The organism is Bacillus sp. LUNF1 (assembly GCF_011008975.1).
Lineage (GTDB): Bacteria > Bacillota > Bacilli > Bacillales > Bacillaceae > Bacillus > Bacillus velezensis.
In genome coordinates this window covers 3,932,981-3,945,827 of sequence record NZ_CP048876.1, presented here as the reverse complement: position 1 = coordinate 3,945,827, position 12,847 = coordinate 3,932,981, and the positions used below count along the sequence as shown (strand labels likewise).

Genomic DNA, 12,847 nt, shown 5'->3' with positions numbered 1-12,847 from the left:
TTTTTAATAGATTAAAAGCTTTTGATCGGACTATTTAAGAAATGAAAACATTATAAATTGGTGGTTTTATTCCAGCTTTGATTTTTTTGTGGCGGCCATTTGTGACAAGCACCGGCTGCGCACACATACCTTATAGTTGTGACTGAGTTTCAGAATATGAAAAAAAGCCTTTATACAAGGCTTTCGGTAAATAATTCATACAGCCGTTTGGCTGCTCATTAGTGACAGCTCACAGCTCTTTTGTCATTAAGACATGCGGGATGCCGTCTTCCATAAATTCCGGTGAATCTGTCTGATAGCCCAGTTTGTGATAAAAGCCTTCCGCATGTGTTTGTCCATGCAGTTTACATTGGGTGATGCCTTTTTCTTTTACCATGTTTTCTAATTCGCTTATGATTACTTTGCCCAACCCGTATTTGCGGTAAGGCTTCAGGATGCAGATTCGTTCGAGCTTGCCTGTATGGTTTACAATGCGGACGCGTCCTGTGCCGGCAGGCTGACTTTCATGATAAACCAAGACATGCCCGCACTGTTCCCCAAGCGTATCGAACTGATCAAATTCATCGGATTCAGGTACTTGCTGTTCCTCAATGAATACTGCTTTTCTAATCTCAAGCGCTGCTTGCAAATCAATTTCCGTTGTTATTCTTTTTATCCTCATGATCAATCAATCCTTTTCACATATTAGTCTGGACTGCACGGCTTGCTTGTGGTCTTATAGAAGTAACGGTAAAACAATTATATTGCATATGCAACAAAAACATGAAGGGTTTGAAAAGATATGACTGATATTTTGCGGGAAATCGGCATGATCGCACGGGCACTGGATTCCATCAGCAATATTGAATTTAAGGAATTAGACTTAACAAAAGGGCAGTATCTCTACCTTGTGCGTATATGTGAAAACCCGGGAGTGATACAGGAAAAAGTGGCGGAAATGATTAAAGTCGACCGAACAACAGCGGCGAGGGCAATCAAAAAACTGGAAATACAAGGGTTTATTGAAAAGCGTCCTGATGATCAAAATAAAAAAATAAAAAAGCTGTTTCCGACTGAAAAAGGGAGAAAGGTTTATCCATTATTGCAAAGAGAAGGAGAGCATTCTGCGGAGGTAGCCCTGTCTGGCTTTACATCTGAGGAAAAAGAAACCATTTTCAGCCTTCTTCAGCGGGTGAGAAAAAATATAGAACATGATTGGGAATATGTGAAGAAGGGGAATAAAAGAGATTATTAATGGTCATTAGTTCCTTTTAGTGAATGATTACGTTGTGAATGATTAAAGTCATAAATGGATACGTTATCTGTGAAATCTCCTTCCTCGGTTCCTGCTTCAACTAGCCGATAGGCTTATTTTTAACGAAAAGTATCAATTATGGTATATTTAAATAAGAAAAAATAATTGAAGCGGGGAATGATATGAGTACAATCGAAAAACAAAGACGTAAGAAAATCAGAGCGAAATCAATCGTACGGGCCATCATGGTCATCATCGGCGGAATTATTGCCGCGTATGGACTGGAAACCGTATTGATTCCGAATAGTGTATCTGACGGCGGTGTAACCGGACTCAGCATTGTCTGTTCACAGCTGTTTCATTTGCCTCTTGGGATCTTAATTGCGGTGATCAATATACCGTTTGTCTGGTTAGGATATAAGCAAATCGGGAAAGGTTTTGCGTTTCTATCAATTATCGGCATTATCTCACTTGCCGCGGGCACGAGTTTTTTCCACCACACACCGGCTATCATCGAGGGAGACACCCTGTTAATCACCGTTGTCGGCGGGATTATTCTCGGCTTTGGAATGGGATTGGCATTGCGCAACGGCGGCGCATTAGATGGAATTGATATGCTGGCTGTGCTTCTGTCACGGAAACTGCCGTTTGGCACGAGCGATCTCATTTTATTTTTAAACATTTTTGTGTTTATTTTTGTTTCTTTTGTATTCGGGCTGCAAGGCGCATTGCTTTCCGTCATTGCTTACTACATCGCATCCAAGGTGATCCATGTGGTTGAGGAAGGCTTAAGCGGTTCTAAAACATTTCAGATTATCACCAACGAGCCTGCATTAATGGTAGAGACCATTCGTGAAGAATTGGGCCGGAGCGCTACGTATAAAGAAGCATACGGCGGTTTTTCTCATGAAAAATTCAAAGAAATCACATGTGTCATCAACCGTTTGGAAGAAACCAAACTGAAGGAAATTATTAATGACATTGATAATCAAGCCTTTGTGACGGTATATGATGTCGCTGAAGTAAAAGGCAGTAATTTCAGAAAAATCCATAATCATTAAGAAGGAGCTGCCGTTCACCGGCAGCTTTTTTTAAAAAAGGAGAAAAAACTTGCAAAAAAAGAATGGCGGCTGTATATTATTGATATATCAATCATTGACTAGTCAATTAATTGCGCAAAAGAAAGTAGGGATGGGTTTTGACAGCATGTTGTTCAGAGGAAGGCGAGATTTTGTATCAGCTCCAATCACTGCACAAAGTGATCGGCACGAAGTTTGAAGCGTGCACCGGAATCAGCCAATCCCGCCTTGAGCTTCTCGCCGTGCTTTTTTACGTCGACGAGATCAGCCAAAGCGATCTTCAGAAAAAGGTGAATATTGATGGCGCAGCCGTGACAAGACACTTGAAACAGCTTGAAGCCAAAGAAATGGTCACAAGAAGGCGGAAGCCCGAGGACAACCGAATTATACTTGTCCGGCTTACTGATCAGGGGCGGGAGAGAATTGAGGCTTCCAAAAAGGAGAAGGAGCGTTTCATAAAGGAAATGCTTGCCGGTGTCAGCGAGGAAGAACGCAATATGTTAAAAAACGTATTGTCGCAGATGCAGAATAATATAGAAAATATGAAAGCATAGGAGTGTATTACACATGAAAACAAACGACTTTATGGACATTATGAAAGGGCGCCGTTCCATTCGGAATTACGATCCGGCCGTAAAAATCAGCAAAGAAGAAATGACTCAAATTCTTGAAGAAGCAACGACAGCGCCGTCTTCAGTCAACGCGCAGCCATGGCGTTTCCTCGTCATTGACAGCCCTGAAGGAAAAGAAAAACTCGCGCCGCTTGCCAGCTTTAACCAAACACAAGTCAGCACATCATCTGCGGTGATCGCGGTTTTCGCAGATATGAACAGTGATGACTATTTAGAAGAAATTTATTCAAAAGCGGTCGAACTGGGCTACATGCCGCAGGAAGTAAAAGACAGACAAATCGCTGCTTTGACGGCGCATTTTGAAAAACTGCCGGAGCAAGTGAACCGTGAAACGATTCTGATTGACGGAGGTCTCGTTTCCATGCAGCTGATGCTTACGGCACGCGCGCACGGCTATGACACAAACCCGATCGGCGGCTATGATAAAGAAAAGATTGCCGAGGTTTTCGGAATGGATAAAGAGCGTTATGTACCGGTCATGCTGTTATCAATCGGAAAAGCGGCAGACGAAGGATATGCTTCCTACCGTCTTCCTATCGAAACAATCGCACAATGGAAATAAGGTTGAAGTGAAGCTGAGAGGAGAGGGACAGTGGACATAATTGCGGCTGTTTTCGTCGGAATTGTAGCTTTAGAACATATATTTATCATGATACTTGAAATGTTTTTTATCAATTCGAAGGCTGCCAAGCGGTCTTTCAAATTGCCGAAGCATTTAGAAGGTGATCGGAATGTGGCGGTCATGTTTGCAAATCAAGGTCTGTATAATGGATTTCTGGCTGCCGGCCTCATTTGGGGACTGATCCTCGGAGCTGATCCGATTGGCCATATGATTCAAATGTTTTTCGTCATCTGTGTGGTCATCGCGGCCATTTTCGGAGGCTTTACTTCAAACAAATCAATTATCGTAAAACAAGGACTTCCGGCTGTTCTAGCGCTTATTTTTCTTTTATTGGCGTAGCAGACGGAGTGAGGGCTTCCGGAAAGGAAGCCCTCTTTTTTTATTCTGTTTTGAAAATCATTTCTTATATACATCACTATAGATTGGGGAATGTCAAATCAGCGGGGGCAAGCAATGGATTGCAGTCGCTTGGAATGAGTATGGTTCCGGATGTGATCAGCTCGTTTCAACACATATATCCTTATGTCAATTTTCAGTTGAACCAAGCGTCAAATCAGCTGTCACTCCTTCTTAATTGTTATTTGCTGAAATAGATGGAGCGGACTCCATGTCAATCTGTTTTTTTGAAAAAAAGCTGATCGGCAAATATGGTATGATTTACATAATCAGGGAGTGGGGTTGCAGAGGATGAATACGAAGAGAGCGTATTACGCTATTTTATACAGCCAGACCGCTATCAACTTGGGGTTTTCACTTTATACGATGGCCGTTATCTTGTTTTTGTTTACAAAAACCGGTTCGACAGCGATGGCCTCTCTTATGACGCTCGTCAGCATTGTATGCCGCGTATTGGGCAGCGCCGTTTTGCCGCTGGTCACCGGCCGGTTCACGCTTCGTTCTTTGTTAATCAGTTCTCAATTGATACAGATCACACTGTTAGTCTGTTTGTTTTTTGTCATCCAAACCGGTTTATCCGCATTCTTTTTTCTGCTGTTTTGTCTGATCGGAGGCATTTCTTTTTGCAACGGATGGTTTGCTCCGATAAAAAGCGCGCTGATTGGGGAAATCATTCCTCCTGATCGAAGGGCGAAAGCGAACAGTTTATTATCTGCGGCGGATCAGACCGTTCAGTTTGCGGGGTGGTCTCTGGGCGGCGTCATCATAGCCTTCTTGGGAGAGAGCGATACAATGATCGTCACTGTTATGTTATTGGTTTCTTCGCTTTTGGGCATCATTCTGTTTCTTCAAGTACGCATGTGTGCGCCGGCAGCAGTCAGGGGACGTTCCCTTTTTGCAGATGCGGCAAGCGGCTGGGTGTATTTATTTCAGCAAAAACAGCTGAGGGTTCTCATTGTGATGGATGTGATCGAATCGTGGGCAGGCATGATATGGATCGGGTCTGTGTCCTTAACTTATGTGCATGACGTCCTTCATAAAGGAGAGGCTTGGTGGGGGTATGTCAACGGAGTCTATTATGCAGGGACGATGATCGGCGGACTGATCATCTATAAGTTATCCGGTAAGTTTCAGCATCATCTCATTCCGCTTATGCTGACGGGAGCCTTGGCATATGGAGTGTTCACGTTTATTTATGGGTTGATCACAAGCGCCGTTACGGCCCTTTTTCTGGTGCTGTGTATGGGGCCGGCTTGTGTATTACGAGATCTCACGCAGGAAACATTACTTCAAAACATCACGACCGAAAAGACACGGGTCAATATATTAGCAGCGAGATCAGCTTTAGTTCAGTTCATTTTTATGTTTTCCATTATTGGAACGGGGGTCATCTCGGATGTATTCGGCGTGCGGTTTATTTATATTGGCGCAGGCCTCCTCTTATTAATTTCGGCTTTTTTCGGATTTTCTCAGCTGCGAATGAAGAAGTTGGTACAAAGCCGCATGTAGTGTAGTATAATTAGGAACATACGTTCTATATCGAGAGAGGAGAGGGGAATGTGGGACATCTGGCACTGCAATTGTATGATTATCATCTTTGGGCAAATCAGCAAATATTCACCCGGCTTAAAGAGCTTCCGGAGGATGTGTACCGTAAGGAGATTCAAAGTGTCTTTCCGTCGATAGCCGGTGTATTGACTCATGTGTATCTGTCGGATAAGGGGTGGTTTGATGTGTTCTCCGGAGAGCGTCTGGAGGATACGCTGAAATCAGCTGAACAGCAAAAAGAGGACATCTTGTCTAAAGAGATAGAAGAGCTGGAAGATATGTTCTCGGAATTATCAGACTGGTATCAATTATTTTTGCAAAAGGAAGAAAATATCAGTCGCCCCCTTGAAATAGAGCATCCGTCAGGTGACATCATGAAAACCGCAGCGGCCGATATGATCCTCCATGTTGTGAACCACGGAACGTATCATCGCGGGAATATAACAGCCATGCTCAGACAGATGGGGTATGCTTCTGTGCCGACGGATTACGGTATGTATTTATATATAAACAAAAAGTAAACAAGACAGCCAACGCGGCTGTCTTGTGATATCAGTAAAAAAGCCAAATCATATGAGTGATTTGGCTTTTTCGTTTGCTATGCCATGTTCTGCAGCCGTTCTAAACTGTTTTTCCAATTCGCTTCAAGCGCTGTAAAAGCAGCGGCGGCATCTTGCTGTTCTAATGCGTGAATGATATCAGAGTGTTCATTATATGATCTGTTTAAAGCGCCGTTTTCACTGAAATAGCGGATTTCCATTCTCTGAATTTTGACTTTCAGGCTTACAAGCAATTTGTGAAGTTCGGTGTTGTCCGCAAGCAGAATGATGCGCTGGTGAAATGCATTGTCCGCTTCCAGGATGGCCGGTTTATCGCCGTCTTTCATTGTTTGAAGAAGATTTTCATTCAGCTGTTTCAATTCCTGAATCACGGCATCGTCCACATGCGGGAGAGCTTGCTGCAATGCGAGTTTTTCAAGCGTCCAGACGATGGAATACAAGTTTTCCGCTTCTTTTAACTCAATCGGAGCGACAAGCGTCCATCTGTTCGCTTTTGTTATCACCAAGCCGTCATCTTCGAGCCGCAATAAGGCTTCCCGTATCGGGGTGCGGCTGATTCCCAATGTTTCCGACAAATCCTTGTCCTTTAACTTTGTTTCCGGTTTGAGCTTGCCCGTTATGATCCAGTCTCTGAGTGTGCGATACACTTCGTCCCGCATGATGGTTCTTTTCAGCACAGGTTCTTTGTTTTGATTATCCAATGGAACACCTCATGAATCGTAGTATACATATTTGCATTTTACCACAGTCCGGGCGCTGGTTAGAAATGAAGAGGGCGTCTAAGAATGAATCGAACCGAGATGCTTCATCTCAATATGCTGAAAGTCAGCGGAGCCGCCTTCAGAAAAGAGCGTGATTCCCTGATCTTCGTGTTTTGGGAACACTTCATTTGTCAAAACGGTTTTTCCGTCGTCTGCAAATACTTCAATACTTGTTTTGTCCACGAGAATTTTCAGGTGGACGCGCCCTTTGTTTCCGTCAAATGGGGCTTTGCTTTCGGCGTATGCGCCGGTTTTATCAGGCTGGTCTGTAAACGATCTGTTCACATAGGCATAGCCGTCTTCTGCTGAAATACCGACATCAATATGCCGGCTTTGGTCTGCTGATTCTCTGAGTCTGACGCCTGCATTTTTGATATCTGACCAAGCGATGTCCATATCAAGCTGATATATATCACCTTTGATCGCCAATGTCTCTGAACCGTTCACCTGTTTGTGTTCTATGCTGTCAGTTGAAGAGGTTAATTGGTTCAATGCTTCAACCGGCTCTGATACAAGGCTGTATGTGCCGCCGTCCTGCTGCTGAAGGCGGATTTCACGGACGATAGAATCCGTGCCGTTAAAGCCGTTTTTTAGTGTCGGTGTTTCATTCGGATAATCCCAATTGTTCATCCATGCCAGCGCATAGCGTTTTGTCAGCGGATCTTCGCTATTACCGTCTTCAAATGTGACGCCGCCGTACCAGTCAAAGCCGTAATCGAGCCATTGCGGTTCTTCTTGATCGGCGGTAAATTCCTTCCCGTCAAAGTTTCCGGTCCAATACGCGTACGTATTCGGTTTGCCTGCGGGTTTGCCGTTTGCGCTTACGCCCAGAACCCACTTGGCTGTTCCGTCATCTGCACGCATCATATAAAGGTCGGGGCATTCGACGAGGCCGATCTGCTGAGTGATAAAACCGCCCGTGTATGTCCAATTTTTTAAATCGGGTGATTCATAAAAACCGATTTTTTCGCCTTCGGCCATGGCCATCACCCATTTGTCATCCTGTTCATCCCAGATCACTTTCGGGTCCCGGAAATCCTTAGTTCCCGGATTTTTCATCACGGGCTGATCACTATAGGAAGTAAACGTTTTTCCTTTATCCGTGCTGTACCATAAATATTGTTCCTGGGCTTTTGTTTTGGCTGTCGGCTGCGTTGTGACGGCGACCAGCGCGTTTTTGCCGAAGCCCGCGGTGTTGTGTTTATCAATGACGACAGAACCGGACCAGATATCGCCGTTTTCGTTGGTGTATTTCGGAATAGCCGTGCCTTCGTCCGTCCAGTGCACCAAGTCCTCTGATACGGCGTGCCGCCATTCTGTGCCGTTGCCGTTCGGGTAATCCCGATTATAAAGATAGTAGTAATGATATTTCCCCTCGAAAAAAATGGGCTTTTGAGGGTCGTTTTTCCATTTGTCCGGGGTCGTAAAATGATACGCCGCCCGGTAATCTTTCTTATGCTCCGTGTTTGTGTCAGAGGAATTGTGGCTTTTGTGCGGCAGTAAGCCGACAAACAGGAACGCACCCAAAAAGATCAATATTACAATGGGCCATTTTCGTGCCATGATTGAATTCACCATCTTGTTTAGAAATAAAAGAAAATGCCAATGAAGTATCGGCATTTTCTTTTTGTTGTTATTAGTTGTTAACCGTAAGCTGTCCTTGTTCAAGGATGCTGTTTTTAACAACGGATGTTTTCTTGTTTTTGATGTTCAATAAGAAGCTTGGCGCAAATGTTGCCTTTTTATCCTCAAAGAAGCCTCTGTTTGTCATGTAGCTTGTGATCACGACATTGTTGCCTTTGGCTTGCGGCACTGCGAAGTGAGAGTAAGTGAACGTCACATCGTTAGGATCAAGACCCATTTGCAGTACAAGACCAGTTTTGTTCAGCGGCTTGTAAGGACCTGTTAAAGAGTTTGATACATAACCAAGCATGTAAATATCATTTGAGTTAATACCGTCGATCGTCATTTTTGAACCGCGTGAATCAGTGAACAGGTACCATTTACCGTTCATTTTGAAAACATTCGCGCGCTCGATTTCATCAGTTACCGTGTTTGAAGTGATCAGCGGCTTCATGACTTTTTTCAATGTGTAGTCATTGTTTAATTCTACGATACCGAGGGCGCCGTTCGCTAATTCAGCATCGCGTTTTTTAGCGCTCTGCTGAAGCTTCTGACTTTCTTTACGGAAGAAGTTTGTGCTGCCGCCGTAGTACGCTTTGTTAAATAAAGATTCTTCGCCTTGGTATCCGTTATCTGTTCCCGTGTTGGCTTCGAATACAAGGTATTTATGGCCTTTGTCTTCAACGTAGTGAGGGTCTCTCAGCGTATGGTTGTCGCCGGATGTATAGTTCCCTTCATCGATAAACTGCTGAACGTTTTGGTATGTTTTTCCGTCACCGTCAAAAATCGTTTTATGATCTTCCACTCCGTTGATCTTGAGCGTGTCATCAGATTTTGACACATTTACCTGCGCCGTTGTCAGGCTTTGTTTGCCGTAATGTGTACCGGAAAAGTCAGTGTAGAATAAACGGATTTTTCCATCAGATGTAAAGGTTGCAGAACCGGACCATTCTTGTGTCTGTTCTTTCAGGATTTCATCGTTGGCGTCGAACTTATCGCTGTCTTTAAAGACACGGCCCGCGTTTTTCCAGCTGTCGATCGAGTTGTCGCCGACTTTTTGATAAAACATGTAGATGGATGTGTCATCAGCGTCTTTCGGGCTTCCGGCAAGAGCAAACACGACGTGATAGCCGTTGTATTCAGCTACTGTTCCGTCAGCGTTTTGGAGCGGCCAGCTGTCCCACACATCCAGTCCTTTTGCGGACTCGATATTTTTAATTGTTGATTGGTCGAATTGAGGCACTTGGTATTTTTCACTTTGCTGCTGTTTAGGGATCTGCAGCATATCATGGCGTGTGATGTGAGAGACGCCGTACGTTTCTTTGTAAGGTTTTTGGGTATTTTCTTTCGCGAAGGCTTGAGTCGCTCCTCCTGCCAGAAGTGCAGTCGTAAAAGTTAGAACTGTGGCTCGTTTTGCAAATTTTTTGATGTTCATGTTCATTTCTCCTTTTGTATGTACCTTTTTTTGCGATCTGCCGATTCGATCCTCCTGCATTCATGGATGGCAGGTTTGTTACAGAAAAAAAGACCTAAAATATGTAAGGGGTGACGCCAAAGAATACACTTTGCCCTTAACACATTTTAGGTCTTGCCTGCTTTATCAGTAACAATCCTGCATGATTTACTTGTCGACATCATTCTATTAGACTCTGATTCTATTGACAACTGGTCTATTTTCCTCTTTTGGATGATAGTAAAATGAAAAAAGGCCTTTTAATATATGGGTAATTGAGACTAAGGGGTGCTCTGGGCCTAGGAAAAAACCTCTCTAAAAAAGAGAGGTTATTTTTTCTTGATAGATAATAAAGCGATGGTGGCTAAAATCAGCAAAGTACCCAGCCATTCTGATATTCCGAAGGGAACATGCAGCCAGATAACAGCTAAAAAAGCTGCCGACAGCGGCTCTGCACAGGCGAGCAGGCTGGTTTCAGAGGCACTCAGATATTTCAGGCTTTCCAAGTAGCAATAAAAAGCGATGAGCGTTCCGAAAATGATGATAAACACAATCGCGGCGTATGCCGGCAAGGACCACTCGCCTTCAAATTTCCAGGGCGGGCGGATCAAGCTGAGGGCGGCCCCGCCGATCAGCATGCCCCATCCGACAATAATGGCCGATCCCCATTTCTTCAGCAGACGATGCGGCTGAAGGGTGTAAAACGCCAGTGCAAACGCCGAGCTGATGCCCCAAAAGACGGCCAAACCGGATATGGACAGGCTTCCGACATTCCCGTGCGTGACCAAAATGAATGTGCCGGCAACCGCCAATAAGACGGCCAGAAGCTCTTTTGCTGAAGGAATTCTCTTTGCGCGAATCGCTAAAAAGCATGTAATGATCGCTGGCCCTAAATACTGAAGAACGGTAGCAGCGGCCGCGTTGCCGTACTCAATTGCCGCGAAGTAGGTGTATTGAACGCCTAACATTCCGAAAATCCCGAATAAAAGAAGGGGAATTCTGTCCCGTCTGTCTTTCCAAACAGCCCATATCCGTCCTTTTTCTTTGCGGTATGCGATGCCGAGCAGAAGCGCCCCTGACACCAGAAGGCGTACCGAAGTCAGCCATTCTGTATTAAAATGGCGGTGCTGGAACAGATACTGGGCAACCGTTCCCGAGACCCCCCATAAGATAGCTCCTGTCAGCACAAGCCAAATGCCTGTTGTTCGTGAATAAGAAAGAGCAGCGTGTTTTTCCAGGATAGACACCCCCGATTCTGATGTTGCGAAATTAACTTTAATTAGAAAATGAACGTCTTACATGTGATATATTATATATTACATATTAGTTTTCGTCAAAATGATTTTCGTAGAAAGCGCTTACAAAACGGCCGTCTGATGAATGAGCAATAAAAAAACACCCCGGCGGGTTTCCGGGGTGTGTTGGTTATTCTGCAATCGCGTCTGTTAAAACAGGAACGACTTGTTTCTTTCTGGATACGACGCCTTTTAAAAGAGCCGTGTTGTTTTCTAAAGTCACGTTGAATGCTTTTTCCACTTTTGACGCTTGATCACCGATGGCAAGCGCAAGGGAATCGTTTTCCAGAATATCCGTAATCACGAGAAGGAACAGGTCAAGGTTCTTCTCGGCAATTACTTTTGAAAGAGCCGCTTCTAATTCCGGCTGCCGCTTTTTAACATCTTCAATATCAACTGTGTTGACTTGGGCGATTTCGACTTTTTTGCTGCCGAGCGTGAACTCTTTCGCATCAAGAGAAATCAGTTCTTCCACAGTTTTTTTGCTTAAGTCGGCGCCCGCTTTCAGCATGTTTAAGCCGTACTCTTCCGCATCTACGCCGGCAATTTCAGCAAGCTCTTTTGCCGCTGCGATATCTTGCTCCGTGCAAGTCGGAGATTTAAATAACAGAGAGTCAGAAATGATTGCTGACAGCATGAGGCCTGCAATTTCTTTCTCGATTTTCACGTTATTTTCTTTGTACATTTTGTTTAAGATCGTAGCCGTACAGCCGACCGGCTCAGCACGGTAGTAAAGAGGTTCCGCTGTTTCGAAGTTGGCGATACGGTGGTGGTCGATAACTTCAAGAACCTGAACGTCTTCGATATCCTTGATGCTTTGCTGGCGTTCATTGTGGTCAACAAGGATGACGCCGTTTACTTCGTTTGCGGCTGTTTCCACCAAACGCGGGCTTTCCTGTTTGAAATAATCAAGCGCGTATTGTGTTTCGCCGTTGACTTGTCCAAGGCGGACGGGCTCAGCATTGAAGCCGAGTTTATTTTTTAGATCAGCGTAGGCAATGGCAGAGCAAATGGTATCTGTGTCTGGGTTTTGATGTCCGAAAATAAGAATTTTTTCCATAATAACTCCTTGTCCTTTTTTGTAGTGTAAACAATCTTTTTATAGTTTAACACGTCTTGAGGAGGGTGTAATCTTCAAAACCTTAAAAATTGATGTGAAAAAGAAGCATTTTTGTTGAGAGTTGGGGAGGGTTGCGAGTAAAATACTGGGTAAGTCAGATGCTAATCAGCATATAGTATCAAAAAAGGTACTATGGAGGATGAAAAATGAACATATATCCGAATAAAGAAGGTTGTCCGGTTGAACTGACGCTTTCCGTTATCGGCGGAAAGTGGAAGGGTATTTTGTTTTATCATATGATCGGCGGAAAAAAGCGGTTTAATGAGTTTCGGCGCATTTGCCCCAGCATTACGCAGCGTATGCTGACGCTTCAGCTTCGCGAGCTTGAGGCGGACGGCATCGTGCATCGCGAAGTATATCAGCAGGTGCCTCCAAAGGTGGAGTATTCTCTTACCGAATTCGGCAGGTCGCTGGAACCGATCGTTTTGCAAATGAAGAAATGGGGAGATGCCAACCGGGAGTTTCTCGAGGCATACCGGGAAAAAACGTCTCCTCAAGATCAGTCCGCTCAAAAATAAGAAGCA

14 protein-coding genes are annotated in these 12,847 nt (G+C 44.4%); 8 read left to right on the top strand and 6 right to left on the bottom strand.

What is annotated here, in order from left to right:
• Positions 1–229: 229 nt before the first annotated feature.
• The gene (locus G4O42_RS19610) at positions 230–661 is read right to left on the bottom strand and encodes a GNAT family N-acetyltransferase (RefSeq protein ID WP_032875371.1); all 432 of its coding nucleotides are present in this window, start codon (positions 659–661) and stop codon (positions 230–232) included.
• Positions 662–781: 120 nt separating this feature from the next.
• On the opposite strand from G4O42_RS19610, the gene G4O42_RS19605 reads away from it, so the two are divergent.
• From G4O42_RS19605 to G4O42_RS19575, 7 genes are all read left to right on the top strand, one after another.
• Complete coding sequence (locus G4O42_RS19605) at positions 782–1,234, top strand: MarR family winged helix-turn-helix transcriptional regulator (protein ID WP_007615031.1); 453 nt, start codon at positions 782–784, stop codon at positions 1,232–1,234.
• Positions 1,235–1,416: 182 nt separating this feature from the next.
• Complete coding sequence (locus tag G4O42_RS19600) at positions 1,417–2,295, top strand: YitT family protein (RefSeq protein ID WP_032875374.1); 879 nt, start codon at positions 1,417–1,419, stop codon at positions 2,293–2,295.
• 137 nt (positions 2,296–2,432) lie between these two features.
• Complete coding sequence (locus G4O42_RS19595; RefSeq protein WP_032875377.1) at positions 2,433–2,867, top strand: MarR family winged helix-turn-helix transcriptional regulator; 435 nt, start codon at positions 2,433–2,435, stop codon at positions 2,865–2,867.
• Between the two features lie 13 nt (positions 2,868–2,880).
• Complete coding sequence (locus G4O42_RS19590) at positions 2,881–3,507, top strand: nitroreductase family protein (RefSeq protein ID WP_032875378.1); 627 nt, start codon at positions 2,881–2,883, stop codon at positions 3,505–3,507.
• A gap of 30 nt (positions 3,508–3,537) precedes the next feature.
• On the top strand, positions 3,538–3,906 hold the full coding sequence (locus tag G4O42_RS19585) for a DUF1304 domain-containing protein (protein WP_004393040.1): 369 nt from the start codon (positions 3,538–3,540) through the stop codon (positions 3,904–3,906).
• A 348-nt stretch (positions 3,907–4,254) separates the two neighbouring features.
• On the top strand, positions 4,255–5,472 hold the full coding sequence (locus G4O42_RS19580) for an MFS transporter (protein WP_032875381.1): 1,218 nt from the start codon (positions 4,255–4,257) through the stop codon (positions 5,470–5,472).
• Between the two features lie 50 nt (positions 5,473–5,522).
• Positions 5,523–6,032 (top strand): DinB family protein, encoded by a 510-nt coding sequence (locus tag G4O42_RS19575; protein WP_032875384.1) that lies wholly within the window; start codon positions 5,523–5,525, stop codon positions 6,030–6,032.
• A 77-nt stretch (positions 6,033–6,109) separates the two neighbouring features.
• Here the strand turns inward: G4O42_RS19575 and G4O42_RS19570 are convergent, their stop codons facing one another.
• The 5 genes from G4O42_RS19570 to G4O42_RS19550 form a co-directional block, all read right to left on the bottom strand.
• The gene (locus G4O42_RS19570; protein ID WP_032875387.1) at positions 6,110–6,772 is read right to left on the bottom strand and encodes a GntR family transcriptional regulator; all 663 of its coding nucleotides are present in this window, start codon (positions 6,770–6,772) and stop codon (positions 6,110–6,112) included.
• 78 nt (positions 6,773–6,850) lie between these two features.
• Positions 6,851–8,395, bottom strand: a complete 1,545-nt coding sequence (locus G4O42_RS19565; RefSeq protein ID WP_032875390.1) for a glycoside hydrolase family 32 protein — start codon at positions 8,393–8,395, stop codon at positions 6,851–6,853.
• A gap of 73 nt (positions 8,396–8,468) precedes the next feature.
• Positions 8,469–9,890 (bottom strand): glycoside hydrolase family 68 protein, encoded by a 1,422-nt coding sequence (locus tag G4O42_RS19560; RefSeq protein ID WP_032875393.1) that lies wholly within the window; start codon positions 9,888–9,890, stop codon positions 8,469–8,471.
• A 347-nt stretch (positions 9,891–10,237) separates the two neighbouring features.
• On the bottom strand, positions 10,238–11,155 hold the full coding sequence (locus G4O42_RS19555; RefSeq protein WP_278251236.1) for a DMT family transporter: 918 nt from the start codon (positions 11,153–11,155) through the stop codon (positions 10,238–10,240).
• 178 nt (positions 11,156–11,333) lie between these two features.
• Positions 11,334–12,263, bottom strand: a complete 930-nt coding sequence (locus G4O42_RS19550) for a manganese-dependent inorganic pyrophosphatase (RefSeq protein WP_004393053.1) — start codon at positions 12,261–12,263, stop codon at positions 11,334–11,336.
• Between the two features lie 206 nt (positions 12,264–12,469).
• Here G4O42_RS19550 and G4O42_RS19545 point away from each other — a divergent pair, with 206 nt between their 5' ends.
• Positions 12,470–12,841: a winged helix-turn-helix transcriptional regulator gene (locus G4O42_RS19545; RefSeq protein ID WP_007615010.1), complete on the top strand. Its 372-nt coding sequence runs from the start codon at positions 12,470–12,472 to the stop codon at positions 12,839–12,841.
• Positions 12,842–12,847 lie beyond the last annotated feature (6 nt).

What these genes read in the sequence shown, in the direction of transcription:
- G4O42_RS19610 (WP_032875371.1), bottom strand. Translation starts at nt 661, where the DNA reads ATGAGGATAAAAAGAATAACAACGGAAATTGATTTGCAAGCAGCGCTT.
- G4O42_RS19605 (WP_007615031.1), top strand. Translation starts at nt 782, where the DNA reads ATGACTGATATTTTGCGGGAAATCGGCATGATCGCACGGGCACTGGAT.
- G4O42_RS19600 (WP_032875374.1), top strand. Translation starts at nt 1,417, where the DNA reads ATGAGTACAATCGAAAAACAAAGACGTAAGAAAATCAGAGCGAAATCA.
- G4O42_RS19590 (WP_032875378.1), top strand. Translation starts at nt 2,881, where the DNA reads ATGAAAACAAACGACTTTATGGACATTATGAAAGGGCGCCGTTCCATT.
- G4O42_RS19580 (WP_032875381.1), top strand. Translation starts at nt 4,255, where the DNA reads ATGAATACGAAGAGAGCGTATTACGCTATTTTATACAGCCAGACCGCT.
- G4O42_RS19565 (WP_032875390.1), bottom strand. Translation starts at nt 8,395, where the DNA reads ATGGCACGAAAATGGCCCATTGTAATATTGATCTTTTTGGGTGCGTTC.
- G4O42_RS19560 (WP_032875393.1), bottom strand. Translation starts at nt 9,890, where the DNA reads ATGAACATCAAAAAATTTGCAAAACGAGCCACAGTTCTAACTTTTACG.
- G4O42_RS19550 (WP_004393053.1), bottom strand. Translation starts at nt 12,263, where the DNA reads ATGGAAAAAATTCTTATTTTCGGACATCAAAACCCAGACACAGATACC.
- G4O42_RS19545 (WP_007615010.1), top strand. Translation starts at nt 12,470, where the DNA reads ATGAACATATATCCGAATAAAGAAGGTTGTCCGGTTGAACTGACGCTT.